Annotated in this window: 20 protein-coding genes; 14 read left to right on the top strand and 6 right to left on the bottom strand. The window is 40.1% G+C overall.

Annotated features, from left to right (window positions below):
* Positions 1-77 precede the first annotated feature (77 nt).
* Complete coding sequence (locus BUR11_RS03425) at positions 78-1292, top strand: arginine deiminase (protein ID WP_074223413.1); 1215 nt, start codon at positions 78-80, stop codon at positions 1290-1292.
* Between the two features lie 20 nt (positions 1293-1312).
* On the opposite strand, the gene BUR11_RS03430 is transcribed toward BUR11_RS03425, so the two are convergent.
* Entirely contained in the window at positions 1313-3988 is a 2676-nt protein-coding gene (locus BUR11_RS03430) for a putative LPS assembly protein LptD (RefSeq protein ID WP_200800396.1), read from the bottom strand.
* 118 nt (positions 3989-4106) lie between these two features.
* Here BUR11_RS03430 and BUR11_RS03435 point away from each other — a divergent pair, with 118 nt between their 5' ends.
* From BUR11_RS03435 to BUR11_RS03445, 3 genes are all read left to right on the top strand, one after another.
* Entirely contained in the window at positions 4107-4907 is an 801-nt protein-coding gene (locus BUR11_RS03435) for an N-acetylmuramoyl-L-alanine amidase family protein (protein WP_074223415.1), read from the top strand.
* A gap of 119 nt (positions 4908-5026) precedes the next feature.
* Entirely contained in the window at positions 5027-6655 is a 1629-nt protein-coding gene (locus BUR11_RS03440; RefSeq protein ID WP_074223416.1) for an acyl-CoA carboxylase subunit beta, read from the top strand.
* A 51-nt stretch (positions 6656-6706) separates the two neighbouring features.
* Complete coding sequence (locus BUR11_RS03445) at positions 6707-7549, top strand: transglutaminase-like domain-containing protein (RefSeq protein ID WP_074223417.1); 843 nt, start codon at positions 6707-6709, stop codon at positions 7547-7549.
* Here the strand turns inward: BUR11_RS03445 and BUR11_RS03450 are convergent.
* Positions 7546-8124 carry a redoxin domain-containing protein gene (locus tag BUR11_RS03450; protein ID WP_074223418.1) on the bottom strand — a complete coding sequence of 193 codons (579 nt, stop codon included), beginning with the start codon at positions 8122-8124 and terminating at the stop codon, positions 7546-7548. The genes BUR11_RS03445 and BUR11_RS03450 overlap by 4 nt on opposite strands.
* A 5-nt stretch (positions 8125-8129) precedes the next feature.
* Positions 8130-8759, bottom strand: a complete 630-nt coding sequence (locus BUR11_RS03455) for a 4'-phosphopantetheinyl transferase family protein (protein ID WP_074223419.1) — start codon at positions 8757-8759, stop codon at positions 8130-8132.
* 36 nt (positions 8760-8795) lie between these two features.
* On the opposite strand from BUR11_RS03455, the gene BUR11_RS03460 reads away from it, so the two are divergent.
* From BUR11_RS03460 to BUR11_RS03480, 5 genes are read left to right on the top strand one after another with little or no spacing between them, the layout of a single operon-like run.
* Entirely contained in the window at positions 8796-9710 is a 915-nt protein-coding gene (locus BUR11_RS03460; RefSeq protein WP_074223420.1) for a WD40 repeat domain-containing protein, read from the top strand.
* Positions 9711-9713: 3 nt separating this feature from the next.
* On the top strand, positions 9714-10700 hold the full coding sequence (locus BUR11_RS03465) for a DivIVA domain-containing protein (protein ID WP_074223421.1): 987 nt from the start codon (positions 9714-9716) through the stop codon (positions 10698-10700).
* Positions 10700-11065: a dihydroneopterin aldolase gene (gene folB, locus BUR11_RS03470; protein WP_074223422.1), complete on the top strand. Its 366-nt coding sequence runs from the start codon at positions 10700-10702 to the stop codon at positions 11063-11065. Before BUR11_RS03465 ends, folB begins: the two co-directional genes overlap by 1 nt.
* Entirely contained in the window at positions 11058-11921 is an 864-nt protein-coding gene (locus BUR11_RS03475; RefSeq protein WP_074223423.1) for a ChaN family lipoprotein, read from the top strand. Before folB ends, BUR11_RS03475 begins: the two co-directional genes overlap by 8 nt.
* Positions 11922-11923: 2 nt before the next feature.
* Positions 11924-12382, top strand: coding sequence for a DUF4268 domain-containing protein (locus tag BUR11_RS03480; RefSeq protein ID WP_074223424.1), 459 nt, complete (start codon positions 11924-11926; stop codon positions 12380-12382).
* A 32-nt stretch (positions 12383-12414) separates the two neighbouring features.
* On the opposite strand, the gene BUR11_RS03485 is transcribed toward BUR11_RS03480, so the two are convergent.
* From BUR11_RS03485 to BUR11_RS03495, 3 genes are all read right to left on the bottom strand, one after another.
* Positions 12415-12909 carry a DUF4136 domain-containing protein gene (locus BUR11_RS03485; protein ID WP_074223425.1) on the bottom strand — a complete coding sequence of 165 codons (495 nt, stop codon included), beginning with the start codon at positions 12907-12909 and terminating at the stop codon, positions 12415-12417.
* Positions 12910-13048: 139 nt separating this feature from the next.
* Positions 13049-13552 (bottom strand): DUF6265 family protein, encoded by a 504-nt coding sequence (locus tag BUR11_RS03490; RefSeq protein WP_074223426.1) that lies wholly within the window; start codon positions 13550-13552, stop codon positions 13049-13051.
* A 35-nt stretch (positions 13553-13587) separates the two neighbouring features.
* The gene (locus BUR11_RS03495) at positions 13588-13902 is read right to left on the bottom strand and encodes a HesB/IscA family protein (protein WP_074223427.1); all 315 of its coding nucleotides are present in this window, start codon (positions 13900-13902) and stop codon (positions 13588-13590) included.
* 110 nt (positions 13903-14012) lie between these two features.
* Between BUR11_RS03495 and BUR11_RS03500 the strand changes: the two genes are divergently transcribed.
* Genes BUR11_RS03500 through dtd form a run of 5 tightly spaced genes read left to right on the top strand, consistent with a single transcriptional unit; the run spans position 14013 to position 16768 of the window.
* Entirely contained in the window at positions 14013-14534 is a 522-nt protein-coding gene (locus BUR11_RS03500; protein ID WP_074223428.1) for a DUF7935 family protein, read from the top strand.
* A gap of 3 nt (positions 14535-14537) precedes the next feature.
* Positions 14538-14951, top strand: a complete 414-nt coding sequence (locus BUR11_RS03505; protein WP_074223429.1) for a YkvA family protein — start codon at positions 14538-14540, stop codon at positions 14949-14951.
* A 31-nt stretch (positions 14952-14982) separates the two neighbouring features.
* Positions 14983-15609 carry a thioredoxin family protein gene (locus tag BUR11_RS03510; RefSeq protein ID WP_074223430.1) on the top strand — a complete coding sequence of 209 codons (627 nt, stop codon included), beginning with the start codon at positions 14983-14985 and terminating at the stop codon, positions 15607-15609.
* A complete protein-coding gene (locus BUR11_RS03515; protein ID WP_074223431.1) occupies positions 15606-16319 on the top strand; it encodes a Rossmann-fold NAD(P)-binding domain-containing protein in 714 nt (237 codons plus the stop codon). Before BUR11_RS03510 ends, BUR11_RS03515 begins: the two co-directional genes overlap by 4 nt.
* Positions 16316-16768 carry a D-aminoacyl-tRNA deacylase gene (gene dtd, locus BUR11_RS03520; protein ID WP_074223432.1) on the top strand — a complete coding sequence of 151 codons (453 nt, stop codon included), beginning with the start codon at positions 16316-16318 and terminating at the stop codon, positions 16766-16768. Before BUR11_RS03515 ends, dtd begins: the two co-directional genes overlap by 4 nt.
* Positions 16769-16810: the final 42 nt, after the last annotated feature.

Consider the following 16810-nt stretch of genomic DNA (forward strand, 5'->3'; position numbering starts at 1 on the left):
ATTAATTTTTATAAAAACTCATTTTTATTTAAAAAATATTAATAAAATAGTATTATAAATAACAAATCGGTAATTAGATGAATCTTAGAATAAACTCAGAATTTGGAACCCTCCGAGCCGTATTGATGCATAGACCAGGAAAGGAAATAGATCGGTTGACGCCCTACAATAAGGAGTTCTTACTTTTTGAGGATGTTCCCTATTTAGAGGCCTTGCAAAAGGAACACGATGCTTTCTCCAACTTAATTAAGGAGTCCACAGGGGCCCAGGTGTATCAATTGCGGGAATTATTGATCCGTGTATTATATGATGAGGATATCCTGTTGAAGTTGGTGAGAGAGTCTTTGAAAAAGTCCGGCTTGGTTCATCTGGCGGAAGATATTTTGGAAAGATTTTCTACTGCGGAGTGTGCCTCAATTTTGACTGCCGGGTTAAAAATTCACGAATTAAGAAAGAAAATCCCCAATCTAAACTCTGGAGAACTGATGGAGTCTGCCTTTGCGATTTCACCATGTCCCAACTTATATTTTCAACGGGACCCCATGGCTTTGACTCCAGGTGGAATTATTTTTTCAAGTATGAAAATGGACGGAAGACAAAGAGAAGCGGATTTGTTGCGGACCATATTTGAAAACCATGCTGACTTTAAGGATAATGTCAATCGATTGTATCCTATTCAAGGGCATGATAATCCTCCAAGTATTGAGGGAGGAGATATCATCGTCTTATCGGGAAAAGCAGTGGCCATAGGGAATTCTGAGAGGACCGATGAAAAAGCGATTTACCATGCTGCCAAAGCCATGTTGGCTGAAGGATCAGTAGAACGGGTTTATGAAGTGCATCTTCCTCATAAGCGGAATTACATGCATTTAGATACGGTCTTCACCATCTTGGATGAAAATCTGGTGTTAACCTACCCTGATGCTCTCAACTCGGTATTGCAGACTTCCCGTTATACATTGAAGGAAATAAAAGACGATAAAGTCCATATCAAAAGAGAGGTGTTGAATGAATCTCTTTTAACCATCCTTGAGCGTGAAATTCCACATTTGGAAATCCTACACACTGCTGATGGGAATCCCGATTATTCCCTCCGTGAGCAATGGTTCGATGGAGCCAATGTATTTGCCATTGGCCCCAGAAGGGTGATCTCCTACAATAGAAATATTCATACTAATCGGGCACTAAGACAATTGGGAGTCGACGTATTGGAGATTCCTTCCTCTGAACTTTCAAGAGGACTTGGAGGACCCAGGTGTATGACGATGCCTCTAAGTAGGTCTAGAGTTTAAGGGATTGTTTGCCAGGTAAATTATCTATCGAAGAACGATCTTCTTCTGGACACTTTTAAGTCCTGAAGGATGCTTGATTTTACCCGAATATCAATATTGTACGAAGTAAATCGGCCAAATGGAATCCAGCTGACATTCATTTGCCAACAGTGGAGGTCCCTTGCAATACCGATCATAGACTGGGTGATCTTTTGTGTTTGTAAGTCTATGCCTGTATTGAAATTGATTTTCCACTTCTCAGACAGTGAAAAGTCTCCATTCAAATTCATTCCTTGGGTAATGTTGGTGGTCCCCGTGGTCTGTTTGCTATAACTCAAATTATAGCCAAAACTCAAGTTCCAGGGGATATTCCAATCAATGTATTGACTAGGATCTGAAACGATTCGATTGATTTCACTCTCCACAAATTCATTGAGAACTCCTCCCTGCTGCATAAAATTGGAAGTAACTTCATCCCTTACTTCTCCTGGTGTTTTATTTCCACCAGGGTTCAAGGACATATTCATATTCAAGGAAGCATTTCGAATTGTACCAATTCCCTGTCCATTGTTCCAAGCAAATTCATTGATCCTTCTGATTGTTTCTGCCCCAGTACTGCTTAGGAAAGTACGAGTGGCATAAGGATCCAAGGTGGTACTCATATTGACAGAAAGTTTCCTTTCAAAAAAGCTTGTTCTGGCGCTTATGCTAAAAGGGGCAAGGTTAAAGGAATCAGCGGCGAAATTGTAGCTCGTGCTCAAGTTGAGAGTCTCCAACAATGGGATTTTTTTGGTGGTAGCCTCTGCTGTATCTGATTCCGTTTTGATTTTGGCTTCCAATACATTTCTCAAATTAAAGGTCATGGCCCTGGACTCGCCCACTGCAGCCCCCCCATAGATAAACCCTTGATGTCTGGATAAAAGTCGAGTATCGCCTTCCTCATTTATCTGGACCTCTTGGTAGTATCCAAATCTTGGATCTGAAAAGTCCGGTCTAAAACTAAACCCAATGGAAGGTTGGATGTGCTGCCTGATCGTTTGGATTTTCCCATTTCCTTTGAAATTGAAGAAACCATAAACGTTGGTGTTGAGCGCAAAAGAAGAACTATACGTGCCTATCCGGTTGAAGCCCTCTTCCAGAATTTTATCCACTCGTTGCTCAGAAGCATTGTAGTAATAATTGATTCTGTTGAGGTACCAGAGTTCCTGGTAATTAAAGGAAGCGGTACCTGTAAAGTATTTAAACAGGGTGAAATTAGAGGAAATCGGAATGGTACTTCTCGCTCCATTGCTTGCATTGTCCAATAAAAGACTTGCATTTGCAAGGTTGAAGGGAATGTATTCAGTCTGTTCAGTCCCGGTAGATAGGTCAGTGGGTACCCCGAAAGATTGATCTACCCGGTTGGTGATGGAGTTTTGCAAGGCAAAATTCCAGGCAATGTTTAAGGTTTTTAAGGGCTCAAACTTCACATTTCTGAAAGGACTCTGTCTATTCATATTGACAGAAATAGAAGGGAGATCCAATCGCACTTCCCCAGTAGTCACACTCTGGGAATGCCTCATATTAGCAGACATGGAAAAAGGGGTGCCCGTGAAAGTCTTAGAATAGGCGACATTAGAGGTGAATTCAGAAGTAATATTATTCTGGAAATTATTCTGATTGATCACATTATTGAAGTAGCTGGTACTTCCTGCATTGACTGAGGCAGAAAATCTACTATTCCCTCTCGATTCAGGGGTATGACTCCATTGAACTCTAAAAGTATTGTAATTGACCGGATTTAATTCGGTTTCAGGAGAGACGAATTTCTGGAAGTCGATGTTAAAGCTCCCCCCATATCGGTAGCGCTTTTTATATACCGCTTGAGACTTTGCACCCCAACCCCCTTTGGAGTAGATGTCTCCTGTAAATCGGGCGTGGATGTAATCATTGATTGCAAAGTAATATCCAAAATCTCTAAGGTAAAGTCCTCTGACTTGCTCACTACCATAGGATGGGAACACAATCCCTGATGCTTTTTCTTCAGGCGTGTCGGGAATAATCCCAAAAGGCAACCCTAAAGGCGTAGGAATTCCATTGAAGTACAGGTTAAATGGTCCTGATACCACTTGCTTTCCCTGAATGGATTTGATTTTGTTGGAGGAGATATGCCAATGAGGCTCGGTTAACTTACAAGTGGTATAATAACCATGACTCAGGTAGATGCTTCCGTCTTCCGTTTTTTTGATGGTTTCTCCCCGTAAAACCCCATCCTGCTGCTCTGTCACAACGTCCTTGATAATTGCCTTTTGAGTAGCAAAATTATAGCGCATCTCCTTTCTGATCTCATAGACGCTAGGGCCATCTTTAAAAAATGGATTGCCTGTAATATTTCCTAAACTATCCGTCACTCCTGAGGCGTAAAGCATGGAGTTTTTCCAATCTATGACGATTAGATCTGCCTCAAGCTTCATCTGCCCATACTCAAACCAAGCTTTATTGTAGAGGTAAACTTTGTTTTCAGTGAAGTCAGATACGATACTATCTTCCGCATAATATGTAATATCTGAGGTAATTGGCCCAGTGGGCATAATTTTTGCCAAACTATCAGATGGCAAAGTGTCGGTTAATGCAGGAGGGTTAGATTCTGGCAATGTATCTAACAGGGGTGAAGCCAAGGTGTCAGGCACCACTAACCTCCGCTCTGTTTGTCTAGTAGGTTGTTGTGCAGCTACCATTACTGGAGCAATCAATAAACCGAATAGTGAAAATAAAAGGAGTCTAAATCCCTGCACAGTTGATTGCGCTTTGTTTAATTTGTGTAAAATTTCGCGTAAAGTTAATTCTATTGCCCTCATGGAACGGTCCAAAAGCAAAAAAATTCTTATCTCTTTAATTATCCTAATCCCATTTGTCTTCGGAGGATTCATATCTAACGAATCAATGATGCCAGCGTTTCGCATGAAGAAGATTGTTATCGATGCGGGTCACGGTGGTAAAGACCCTGGGAATCTTGGTTCAAGGTCCAAAGAAAAGAATATTAATCTAGCTGTCGCACTATTAGTAGGTAAATATATAGAAGAATACCTTCCAGATGTGGAAGTAATCTACACAAGAAAAGACGATAGCTTTCCAGAATTGAAAGAAAGACCGATCATAGCCAATAATAATAAGGCGGATTTATTTGTTTCCATCCACTCCAATTCTGCTCCTAACCGTTCTGCTTACGGTACAGAGACGTTTGTGATGGGGATGAAGCATTTTGATGCCAACTTCGACATTGTAAAAAGAGAAAATTCTGTCATCTACTTGGAGGATAACTACGAGGAAAATTATGAGGGTTTTGACCCCAAATCACCCGAATCTTACATGACTTTTAATTTGTTGTCAAAAGTACATTTTGAGAATTCGGTCACTCTTGCTGATCATGTAGAGACCCAATTCAAAAATCGGGTAGGAAGAAAAAGCAGAGGGGTAAAACAAGGTCCTTTTTACGTGCTTTGGACCCCATCCATGCCAAGTGTGTTGATCGAACTTGGTTTCTTGTCCAACAGCGAAGAAGAGCGGTTCTTGATGAGTCAAAAAGGACAGGAATACATGGCCTCAGCTATTTTTAGATCCATTCGGGATTACAAAGAAGGGATAGAGGCTAATTAATAGCTGAATTCACACGAATCATTTAGCCCTTTTTCAACTCGGAAAAGGGCTTTTGTTTATATTCAAACAAACTCTTAGGTTCAAAATTGAGTTTGAAAACTGTAATCCCAAATTTCATCATGAAGTCAAACACCTCTATGGAAACCCCTACTTTTAAATTCCTTCTTGATCAATTAAAATCTAAAACTGAACAGGTAAAACTGGGTGGAGGTGCCAAAAGGATTGAAAAAGAACATGCTAAAGGAAAGCTTACCGCCCGGGAAAGAATTGATTATTTGGTAGATGCTGGTTCTGAATTTTTGGAAGTTGGGGCTTTTGCTGCAGATGGGATGTATTTAGAAGAGGGCGGATGTCCTTCTGCAGGCGTGGTTACCGGGATAGGGTATGTTCAGGGGAGGATGGTGGTAATTGTAGCAAATGATGCCACTGTCAAAGCAGGAGCCTGGTTTCCGATGACTGCCAAAAAGAATTTAAGAGCTCAGGAAATTGCGATGGAAAACCATCTGCCTATCATCTACCTGGTGGATAGTGCGGGAGTATTTCTGCCCATGCAAAATGAGATTTTTCCCGATAAAGAGCATTTTGGAAGACAGTTTAGAAATAATGCTAAAATGTCCTCCATGGGCATCGTTCAAATAGCGGCAATTATGGGAAGTTGTGTGGCTGGTGGGGCTTATTTACCGATTATGTCTGATGAAGCCATGATTGTAGATAAAACAGGATCTATCTTTTTGGCAGGTTCCTATTTGGTAAAGGCCGCAATTGGAGAATCCGTGGATAATGAGACCTTGGGAGGAGCAACTACACATTGTGAAATTTCCGGTGTGACAGACAATAAATATGAAAGTGACCAAGAGTGTCTGGATGCGATCCGGGCTATTTTTGATAAAATAGGGGAGAATCCCACTGCTGGATTTGATAGAAAAGAGCCCAAAGCTCCCGCTTTATCTGGAGAGGAACTGCTTTCAGTTTTTCCCTTGGAACGGGTGAAACCCTATGATATGCACGAAGTAATCTCAGGATTGGTGGATGGGGGAGAACTGGATGAGTATAAAAAGGACTATGGAAAAACATTGATCTGTGGAACAGCCAGGATAGATGGATGGGCCATAGGAATTGTTGCCAACCAGCGCAAAATCGTCAAAACCGCCAAAGGAGAAATGCAGATGGGAGGGGTGATTTACTCCGACTCAGCTGATAAAGCGGCAAGGTTTATCATGAACTGCAATCAGCGCAAGATTCCTTTGGTATTCTTGCAGGATGTAAGCGGATTTATGGTGGGAAGTAAAGCGGAACATGGAGGTATCATCAAGGATGGTGCAAAAATGGTGAATGCCATGGCGAACTCCGTGGTGCCGAAGTTCACGATTATTCTAGGGAATTCATATGGGGCAGGCAATTATGCCATGTGCGGGAAAGCGTACGATCCCCGTTTGATTTATTCTTGGCCCACAGCCCAAATGGCAGTGATGTCAGGGGCTTCAGCAGCAAAAACCCTATTACAAATCAAAGTGGCTTCCCTAAAAAAGAAAGGGCAGGAAATAAGTGAGGAGGATGAGAAAGAATTGCTCCAAGAGATTACAGAAAAGTATAATGAGGAGCTAAGTCCTTATTATTCAGCAGCTAGACTTTGGGTGGATGGTGTGATTGATCCTCAGGAAACCAGAAAAGTCATTAGCATGGGCATTGAAGCTGCCAATCATGCACCAATTTCAGAGAGATTTAACGTAGGAGTTATTCAAACTTAAAGACAATTTCATTAAATTAATACAACATCCATTCTTTCAAGAAATTTGCATATGAGTAACTTGACTCCAGCAGAGTTAAACGCTTTGGTTTCACTTTTAGATGACACAGATTCTGAAGTAAGAAATCATGTGAGAGATCGAATAATTTCATTGGGAACGGAGATTATTCCATTTCTAGAAGAAAAATGGGAAACAAGCTTCAATCCTGAAATTCAAAAGGAAATCGAGGAGCTGGTTCACGATCTTCAATTTTCTTTATTGAAAAAGAGGTTATTGGATTGGAAAGAATCTGAAGATCGGGATTTGCTGACAGGGTTATGGATCATCAATACCTACCAATATCCTGATTTGGAATATGAAAAGCTGAATGCTGAAATGCATCAGATCTACTTTGAAGTTTGGACGGCCTTTAAAAATGATTTGGCTCCCTACGATCAAATCAGAACCATCAACAATGTATTGTTTAATACACTCCGGTTTACAGCCAATACCAAGAATTTTCATTCTCCTGCAAACAGTATGCTTTCCTCGGTATTGGATTCCAAAAGAGGAAATCCACTCAGTCTTTGTGCGATATATTTATTGGTTGGGAAAAAATTAGGCCTTCCAATCTATGGAGTGAACTTGCCCAATCTTTTTGTACTGACCTATAAAACAAAAGACCTGACATTTTACATTAACGCATTCAATAAGGGACTGATCTTTAGTAAGCAGGATATTTTTAATTATTTGGAACACCTGAAGTTGGAACCCAAAGAGGAGTACTTCGAACCCTGTGCCTATTTACAGATCTTATTAAGAACCCTTAGGAACCTTGGCAACTCCTTTGAGAAATTGGGGGAGATGGAAAAAGTGGAGGAGGTGAAAGAAATGATTGCTATTCTTTCAGATTAGAAACTTCTGACGTTGCATCCTACGGCTCTGACTTGTCCTGGGCTAGGTTGTTCCCCTTTTAAGATTTGATTGATGGCTCTTTCCAAATACTTCTCAGTGACAGAACCTGCTGCTTGTGCATTATTGTCTATGGCTCCTCTGTAGGCAGTAATTAATCCATCGGCACCAGGCGTGATAATTACTACTTCAGGGATTTTGGTGATGTGAAAGAATTTGATCCAATCTTGATTGATATCCATTAAATAGGACATGTTTAACCCAGTCTCATCAATAAATTTTCTTAAATCAGAGGCTTTTTGGTTTTCAGGATTTGGATCTGAATTCACCAGAGCAAAATCAATTCCCTGGTTCTGATACCTTGTTCGGATATCGATGATTCTTTCTTCATACATTTTGACAAAGGGGCAGGAAGTACTGTGAAAAATCAAAACCAATGCTTTTTGATTTACTTCATTCTCAAGTGAAAAAGGCTTTTCCGTCACTGCATCTTGTAAGCTAAGGCTGTTGATGTCTTGAGCCACAGCGTATACCGTAGATAGGTAAAGGAAAAATAGGATGGAATAAATTCTTTTCATGGTAGTTACCAAATTGTATAGGTTAATACGGTATCATTGATCACCCGTGCATGTACCGTATAATGGTGATCCGAATAGTCAGTTTCTCTTATTCTGGCCTTAATGACCGTGGCATCGGGAGAAAATGGTTCTAAGAGGATATTATCTCTAAAACTGACTCCTCTTCTGCCTTGACATTTAAAAATAGACTCTTTCGCTGACCAAGCCAAGGTATAATGTAAGGGATCCTTTTCCAGAAAATCCAGTTCGGATGGGTCGAGAAAACGAAAGCCAATCCGGAGGATTTTTTCACGGATGATGTCCATATCAATTCCCACTGGAGTATCTCTATGGAAAATAGCGCCCGCTAACCCTTCGGTATGAGACAGGGAGACAAACCCATTCCCATTCATGGAGTGAGATTTACCATGTTCATCTTTAAAAAATCCAGGATAGGGGATGTACAAGGTATCCAACGCGTCTTTAATGGCTCTTCTAGCTGTAGCCCATTCCATCCTTTTTTCGGGGTGGGAGATATTCGCATAGGATAGTTTTTCTCTAAAACTCAAGAAATCTAAACTATCTACATCATGCGTCTCAATAATCTTGATGGCTAAAGCCGAGGAAGAATCAATTTTTTCTATTTTTGTTTGCATAGGCCAATAGGGCACCGCTAAGTCATCGTCCAATATATGTCAAAAATTCAAGTAAATAAATTACAAACGCTGACAGGGCATAATGACTGCATTTATGCTTTGACAGAAGGAAGTGATCCGAGTTTCTTTTATACAGGTGCTGGAGATGGCATGGTCGTAGAGTGGGACCTTGATCATCCAAAAGATGGGAAGTTGATCGCCAAACTCCCGCATTCCGTGTATGCCATGGAGGTGGATAAAGAGAGGAATTTGCTCTTTATTGGGCATAACTTTGAGGGGATCCATGTCGTCGACCTGAATGAAAATAAAGAAGTATGGTCATTGAAATTTACTGATCAGGCGATTTTTGATATTAAGATTTTTGGAAATGAGGCCTATGTGGGGACAGGAGACGGGATTTTGGTCATTATTGACATTCCCAGTCAGTCCTTGAAAAAACGGGTTAAACTCAGTTCCAAAAGTATTCGGGTCATGACCATTTCTCCTGTCAAAAAGCATTTGGCAATTGGTCTTAGTGATCATACGATCAAAGTGCTGGATTTGAGAGATGATTTCCAGCCCGTTGCAAACCTCATTGGTCACGAAAATTCTGTATTTGCACTTTCTTATTCCCCAGATGAAGCCAGTCTTGTCAGTGGAGCCAGGGATGCAAGACTGAAGTTTTGGGATACCAGCAATTATCAATTAGAAGAAACCATCGTGGCACATATGTATGCCATTAATTATATATCTTTCAAAGAAGACGGAGAATTTCTGGTGTCCTGCTCTATGGATAAATCCATTAAAGTTTGGGATGCCAAAGAGAAAAAGCTCTTGAAAGTAATAGACAAAGCAAGAAATGCCGGACACGGCACATCCATAAATAAAGTTCTTTGGAGTACCTATTCAGGGCAGGTAATATCTATATCTGATGACCGTACAATTTCCATTTGGCAAATAGAAGCAAGCTAACCCATGAAGATCACACCAGCCTCCATCAGGCAACAATCCTTTGAAACTGCATTTAGAGGTTTTGAGAAAAAGGAAGTTTCCCAGTTTTTAGAAGAAGTCAGCCAAGTTGTTGACCAGCTTCATCAGGAAAATATCGAATTAAAATCCAAGCTTCAAAATACAGAAGCAGAAGCCAAAAGATTGAAAGATGTAGAAGATTCTTTATTCAGAACCTTGAAAACAGCAGAGGATACGGGTGCTTCCATTATTGAGGAGGCGAATGAAGCAGCTGATTTGATCATCTCTGAAGCTAACGAACACTCGGAAAAGACGATTGCCGAGGCCAATGAATATGCCGAGAAAGTACAAGCGCATGCCCAGCAACAAGCGGCTGTCATTATCAGTGCAGCTGAAGCCAAAGCGAAAGAAACCATTGTAGAACTTCGAGAAAGTATGCAAGGGCTTGTTCGATCCTATGATGGGTTGGTGGAACAACGCGAAGCATTGGTGAAAAGCTTGAGAAGAATTTCACAGGATATGTTGAATCAGATAGATCTTTCTGATGCACATTTCTCAAGGATTGATGCCAAAGCATACCAAAGAGCCATTGATGAATTGAGTAGATCCAATGCATTTACCTTTGCCAATATCGAGAACCTGGCTCCTGAAGAGGAAGAGGTTTTTACTCCCGAACCGGAAAAAGAGGATCCAATTGCAGAAATGGAAATCATAGAAGAGGATTTAGAATTGGAAATGCATGATGCTACACCAGATCTGAAGATGGATTTGGAGGAAGTTGAATCAGTCGTGGAAGAAGATCAAACCGCAGAGGCATACATTGAGACAAAAGAGGAGTCGATCCAAGAAGAAATAGATCAAATGGAAGAAGAAGAGCCTGCTGCCATCCAAAAGAAAGCAGAGGTAAAGCCTTCCTCCCTATCAGAAGAACAAGCGATTCCTAAAAAGGACACGGATAAAGGATCGGGATCATTTTTTGACCAATTTGACTAATGGGAAAAGTATCGTTGGAAGGGATAGAATTTCATGCCTATCATGGAGCATATCCTGAGGAAAATGTACTGGGAAATCGTTTTACCCTTGACTTGGAATTGGATACCGATTTCAAAAAGGCCATGCTTGAGGACGATTTGAAATCCACCATAGATTATACCAAGCTCTACAAGTTGATCAAAGAGAGGATGGATGTCAAAGTCAAGTTGCTGGAACATTTGGGACATTTAATCATTGAGGATATCCTAAGAGTGTATCCAGAAGTCAAGAAAATTCAGTTGACCTTAAAAAAACATCACCCATCTCTTGGTGGATTAGTTAAATACTCCGCTGTACAAATACATTATCCTGAAGATTATGCGTAAAGTAGTTTTAGTCACATTCATTTTAGTTGCATCCTGTTTGACCTCTTTTGGTCAAGGGCAAGCCTATCAGTTTTTTTCCAATAAAGGCAAGAAGCTGGATTTCAAAGACGTGGTGAAGATGGCCAATAAAGCTGATGTAACATTTTTTGGGGAATTGCATAACAATAGCCTTGCACATTGGCTTCAATTACAATTACTGAAAGAAATGACGGCAAACAATCCGGAGCTGGTTTTGGCTGCGGAATTTTTTGAGCGTGATGATCAATTGAATATTGATGAATGGTTTGCCGGAAAAATGACTGAAAAGAATTTTGAGGCAGAGGCCAAATTGTGGAATAATTATCAAACGGATTATCGCCCATTGATGAGGTTTGCCAAAGAACATCACCTGAATTTCATAGCCAGTAATGTACCCAGGAAATATGCCTCATTAACGAGCAGATCCGGTATTTCAGCTTTGGATAGCTTAAATCAGGAAGCAAAAGGCTATATGGCTACTTTACCTTTTGAAATAGATATGACCATGCCCGGTTATGTGGCTATGAAAGACATGATGCATGGGGGACCGATGAATTCTGATTTTATGGTTCAGGCACAAGCCTTAAAGGATGCCACAATGGCGGAATCCTTGTTTTCCACCCTCTCTTCTGGCGATAAAATCCTCCATGTCAACGGTTCCTACCATTCCAAAGATGGAGAGGGGATTTTATGGTATTTGAATGCTCGTTTTCCAGACCTGGAGATCATCAATATCCATACAGTTACGCAAGATCAATTGGATTCTTTGAATGCGGATTATGAAAAGTCTGGTCAGATCATTCTGGTGTTACCCTCCGATAGTCACGAATCTTATTAAGTATGTATAGTCGGGCAGAAACCTCCCGAATCCGAAAAGAGTTTTGGATTTCTTTCGGTCAATATATGAAGCCGATTAGAGGAGCTTCGGGATTCAGGGTCAATTGGCCCAATTATAAAACCGGTGTCAAGGATATTTATTTCAGGATGAAGGCCGAACAGGGTTTTGCTTCTGTGGGTATAGAAATCTGTCATTCAGATGAAGAACTTCAGGAATTATTCTTTGACCAATTTAAAGTCTTTAAAAAGTTGTTGACTGCGGAGTTAGGAGAAGAATGGGATTGGAAATTGTTGGTTGAGAATGAATTTGGTCAGCGAATATCCAAAATTGAAAAAGTGTTGAATGGAGTAAATGTCATGGATCAGAATGATTGGCCAGCAATTATCTCCTTTCTAAAACCTAGAATCATTGCATTGGATGCTTTTTGGGATAACATCAAGCCCGGTTTTGAGGATTTTTAGTCTGAAAAATTTTTACGAATTCTTTTAAGAAATTACATTAATCCGGCTATCAATTCGTCTAAGGCAGAGTTTATTGAACCTTTATCAATTATTTCATTGGCTGTTAATATCCCTGTTCCTGTCCCCATCCACAGAACTTCATAGGTTTGGGCATCTTGGATCAGAAAAATGACTTTTCCATATTTTCCTGACTCAAAGTGATTAGAAGAAGACATTGCATTAGCAGGCAAGCCAACGCCGGCATACTCCAGAATTTCATTTTCATAATTGATCGAAGCGATTACAGATTGGACCAGAAAATCTGGGTTTTTCTCCACTTTAGAATACCCTCTTTCTTTCATTTTTTTCTCAAATAGCTTATTAAGCAGGAGGATATCTTTGGAAGCATCAGGTTTGTTAATCACCTGAAAGGTTTTTTTTCCGGATAATCCTGAAGTATTACTAACCTGATCAACGATAATATTTTCAGAAGTTTTGCAAGAAATGAGTACCAAAAGAATTCCTGCAGCTAGAAGTAGATGTTTCATATAAAAAAGGGTTGAATTAGAATAATTTACGACATAAAAGTGAATTTAGTTTCATGAAAGAACATGTATTTATTTGGATTTCAAACAGTTGAAGATGATAAGAAAAATGATGTTTGTCTGATGAGTAGGCATGGGAGAATTAAAATCCCAGAAGATCTTGTTTCTGATAAGAAAACTCCACTAAATCTTTTTCTCCATTTTCGTTCAGTTCCAGCCAAAGAGCCATTTTATCACCTTCACGTTTCATTGTGAACCCATGAAACCAGATGGTGTTTTCATCTACTCCCACCAAAGGAAAAATGGTCCATTCATCTTTTTCCTCCCATCCCGAAAGGTCTGGGTTGAAATGCTTGAGTTTTAGATAAAACGTTTCTCCATCCTGGATCAAATTCATAAACTCACTAAAGATCAATTTGCCATCTTGCCAAAATCGAAACGTACCCACCATGGTTCCATCTATGGCAGGCATCCAGGTTTCGTCACATTCTCCCCCTAGTCCTGTTCCGGACCAATATCCTACGACCCAGTCTAAGTCTTCAACCTTTCCGATACCAGGTTTTTCACCTTCTTTCAAATGCTTGACTTGTGAAAAAATAGGAAATGCCACCAGGCAGAAGAGAATAATTAAAAGAGGAGTTTTCATCAGCGATCATTTGCCTATGAATTTATTAAAAAAAATTAGAGATCGTGTCTTTTAGGGATATCCGGATTGATAAAGGTAAATCCCCTTGCTTCATCTCCTTCAAAAAAATCAATCTGCATCCCCATCAAAAACATAAAATGTCTTTTTTCAATCAGCACAGGAATGCCTGCAATTTCAAATTGCTGATCATCCGATTTAGCTTTATCAAAACCTAATGCATAGGACATGCCCCCACAACCGCCACCTTTGACTCCTACTCTCAGGCTGTAATCTGCAGGAATATTTTTGTGAGCCATGATGTTTTTGATCTCAGCTTCAGCTTTTTCTGTGATTTGGACAGGAATAATCATGTGAGTCAAATGTTTTTGGCGCGGAATTGGTTCGTTTTCGTTTCAAATTTACGATCTCTGAAGTTTTTTGACAGAAATTATTTATAGATATTCGAAGGAAATTGCCAACTATGGATTACGCGATAGATTTATTAAAAATTCTTTTACCTGCCGGAATTGTCCTTTATGGGATGTATTTGGTGGTGGTATCCTTTCTCTCCAAAGAAAGAGAGAAAATGATTGTGGAATTAAAAACCCAGAATTCCAAAACCATTTTACCGATTCGCTTGCAAGCAGCTGAACGACTTTGCTTGTTGCTGGAAAGGATATCGCCGAATAACTTGGTCCGAAGATCAAATCCATCTTCGCTCACGGCGAGTGAGCTTCATGCGCAATTGCTACATGAAGTGCGGGAAGAGTTTAACCATAACTTCTCTCAACAGGTATATTTCTCGGAACAGACTTGGGAAGCTGTAAAAAATGCCGTGGAAAACGTGAATACCCTGATCAATCAGAGCAGACAGTCCGTAGACAAAGAGGCAAGTGGAATGGATTTGGCAAAAGCGATTTTCACTCGATCTTTAGAACAGAATAACGATGCGGTGAGCTATGCCTTGAAATTAGTAAAGTCGGAGATCAATATTTACTTTTAACCTATGACCACCCTTAAATCAAAAGCTACTGAAATGATTGACAAAGCCCGAAAGCTGTATGGAAAGCAGGTGGAGGTATTGGTCAAAAAAGAAGAGCAGGTTAAGGAGTTGATGTCTAATACCATTAAAAAAATAGGGAAAGTCGGCAAAGACTCCAGATTTGTAAAGTTGGTGATGCCGTTGGGAGTATTCATCAGAATGATCAAAGCCCATTTTAATGGTTCACATAAATTGGCTACCAGTACCTTGGGATTGCTGTTATTAGGTCTGGTTTATTTTGTTTCCCCCATCGATTTAGTACCTGATTTTCTAGGATTTTTTGGATTTGCTGATGATTTGTCGGTGGTTTTGGCCATTTATGCCAAGGTGAAAGATGAAATTGAAGAATTTTTGGAGTACGAGAGAACTCAAGCTTGATCAGAGCTGTTAGTTCCCAAATTCCAAAAGTATGCTTAACCCAACTACCCCAATAATTTCTGAGGAAATTGTCCTATCTGGGCTCACTTATGAAGAATATCGTCAACTGATTGATGAACTTTTGGCGGAAGGAAAAACTACTGGAACCAATCATTCGGAAGCCAATATCAATTACACAAAAATGAATGTGGCGCGGATGAGAAGGGTCGACAAGACTGCTAAAATTTCATCTGACATGGAGTCTTTGATAAAAGGGATTCAGGAGCCACAAACTTGGTTAGTGTTGACAGAGGCTTGGTGTGGAGATGCTTCCCAAAGTATTCCGTACTTTGCAAAATTGGCAGCCCTCAATCCGCTCATCAACTTGAAATTGGTTTTAAGAGATGAAAATCCTGAACTCATGGATCAATATTTGACCAATGGCGCGAGATCCATTCCAAAGCTGATCGGTCTCTCCCAGGATTTGAATGAGGAACTATTTACCTGGGGGCCAAGACCTCAATATTTACAGGAACGATTGATTGCCTATAAAAAGGACCCTCAAGGATTGAGCTCGAAAGAGTTTTCCGAAGGAACGTACCTTTGGTATGCAAGAGATAGAAATCAGGCAATAGAACAAGAACTAAAAGAAGCTATTGCACAATATGTAACCTTATGAATATCGCTTTAATCTCAGGAACTTCAGGAATGGTTGGCATGCAGTTATTGCATCAACTGTTCAAAAAATATGACTTTGTAATCAGTGTGGGCAGAAGAAAGTTGGCCCTTAAACATGAGAAGTTAGTTCAGCTGGAGGGGGATTTGTTAAAAATCAATATCTGGGATTGGGAGCACCTTCTGATGTCAAGCTCTTTGGGCGGAGAATATCAGCTGGTAAGAGAGGAGATACTTGAAAAGAAAGCAGAGATTCATGCGTTTTCAAGCCTTGGGACTACCATCAAACAAGCAGGGTCCAAAGAGCGTTTTTACCAAGTCGATCACGATATCGTGTTGGAATTTGCAACATGGGCAAAAAATCTAGGAGCCACTAAATTTTTATATGTATCGGCTTTGAGTGCTGATCCCGAATCATCCGTTTTTTATAGTAAGGTGAAAGGTGAAGTGGAGCAGGATTTACAAAAATTGGACTATTCATTTCTTGGAATTTTTAGACCCTCTTTGCTTCTTGGCAATCGAAATGAATTCAGGCTTGGAGAATGGTTTGCATCCATCGCCATGAAACCATTGGTTTGGCTTAAGGTCCTAAAAAATTATCGACCTATTTATGATTTCCAGGTAGCAAAAGCAATGGTATTGGTAGCTAATCAAGCCAGCTCCCAGAATGTGGAAATTATCAATTCGGGGCAAATGCAAGATCTAACAAAATGATAGTAGTCATACAGCGAGTTTCCGAAGCTTCCGTCAAAATTGAAGGAGCAATAAAATCAGCAATTGGAACGGGGATGATGGTGTTGGTAGGGATTGAGAATGAAGACAACCAGGAGGATATTTCCTGGCTTTCCAAGAAAATCATCAACTTAAGGATTTTCCCTGATGAAAACGGGGTGATGAATAAAAGCCTGATAGAGGTTAATGGGGATCTATTATTGATTTCTCAATTCACGCTACATGCCAGTACTAAAAAAGGGAATAGACCTTCTTATATTAAAGCGGCAAGGCCAGAGGTAGCGATCCCTTTATATGAAAAGCTCATTCAAACTTTGGAGTTTGATTTGGGTAAGAAAATTGGGACGGGTGAGTTTGGGGCAGATATGAAAGTTAGCTTGGTAAATGATGGCCCAGTCACCATTCAAATTGATAGCAAAAACAAAGTTTAATCCCTTCTTTTTATTTTTAGAAAAGTAACCTCTAACAAAAAC

The organism is Algoriphagus halophilus, from assembly GCF_900129785.1.
GTDB classification, from domain to species: domain Bacteria; phylum Bacteroidota; class Bacteroidia; order Cytophagales; family Cyclobacteriaceae; genus Algoriphagus; species Algoriphagus halophilus.

Bases quoted from the DNA above. Each gene is read 5' to 3' on its own strand.
- BUR11_RS03430 (WP_200800396.1), bottom strand. From the start codon at position 3,988: ATGGTAGCTGCACAACAACCTACTAGACAAACAGAGCGGAGGTTAGTG.
- BUR11_RS03490 (WP_074223426.1), bottom strand. From the start codon at position 13,552: ATGAAAACTCCTCTTTTAATTATTCTCTTCTGCCTGGTGGCATTTCCT.
- BUR11_RS03450 (WP_074223418.1), bottom strand. From the start codon at position 8,124: ATGAAAAGAATTTATTCCATCCTATTTTTCCTTTACCTATCTACGGTA.
- folB (WP_074223422.1), top strand. From the start codon at position 10,700: ATGGGAAAAGTATCGTTGGAAGGGATAGAATTTCATGCCTATCATGGA.
- BUR11_RS03440 (WP_074223416.1), top strand. From the start codon at position 5,027: ATGAAGTCAAACACCTCTATGGAAACCCCTACTTTTAAATTCCTTCTT.
- BUR11_RS03460 (WP_074223420.1), top strand. From the start codon at position 8,796: ATGTCAAAAATTCAAGTAAATAAATTACAAACGCTGACAGGGCATAAT.
- BUR11_RS03500 (WP_074223428.1), top strand. From the start codon at position 14,013: ATGGATTACGCGATAGATTTATTAAAAATTCTTTTACCTGCCGGAATT.
- BUR11_RS03515 (WP_074223431.1), top strand. From the start codon at position 15,606: ATGAATATCGCTTTAATCTCAGGAACTTCAGGAATGGTTGGCATGCAG.
- BUR11_RS03445 (WP_074223417.1), top strand. From the start codon at position 6,707: ATGAGTAACTTGACTCCAGCAGAGTTAAACGCTTTGGTTTCACTTTTA.
- BUR11_RS03425 (WP_074223413.1), top strand. From the start codon at position 78: ATGAATCTTAGAATAAACTCAGAATTTGGAACCCTCCGAGCCGTATTG.
- BUR11_RS03455 (WP_074223419.1), bottom strand. From the start codon at position 8,759: ATGCAAACAAAAATAGAAAAAATTGATTCTTCCTCGGCTTTAGCCATC.
- BUR11_RS03475 (WP_074223423.1), top strand. From the start codon at position 11,058: ATGCGTAAAGTAGTTTTAGTCACATTCATTTTAGTTGCATCCTGTTTG.
- BUR11_RS03510 (WP_074223430.1), top strand. From the start codon at position 14,983: ATGCTTAACCCAACTACCCCAATAATTTCTGAGGAAATTGTCCTATCT.
- dtd (WP_074223432.1), top strand. From the start codon at position 16,316: ATGATAGTAGTCATACAGCGAGTTTCCGAAGCTTCCGTCAAAATTGAA.
- BUR11_RS03435 (WP_074223415.1), top strand. From the start codon at position 4,107: ATGGAACGGTCCAAAAGCAAAAAAATTCTTATCTCTTTAATTATCCTA.
- BUR11_RS03495 (WP_074223427.1), bottom strand. From the start codon at position 13,902: ATGATTATTCCTGTCCAAATCACAGAAAAAGCTGAAGCTGAGATCAAA.
- BUR11_RS03480 (WP_074223424.1), top strand. From the start codon at position 11,924: ATGTATAGTCGGGCAGAAACCTCCCGAATCCGAAAAGAGTTTTGGATT.
- BUR11_RS03505 (WP_074223429.1), top strand. From the start codon at position 14,538: ATGACCACCCTTAAATCAAAAGCTACTGAAATGATTGACAAAGCCCGA.
- BUR11_RS03485 (WP_074223425.1), bottom strand. From the start codon at position 12,909: ATGAAACATCTACTTCTAGCTGCAGGAATTCTTTTGGTACTCATTTCT.
- BUR11_RS03465 (WP_074223421.1), top strand. From the start codon at position 9,714: ATGAAGATCACACCAGCCTCCATCAGGCAACAATCCTTTGAAACTGCA.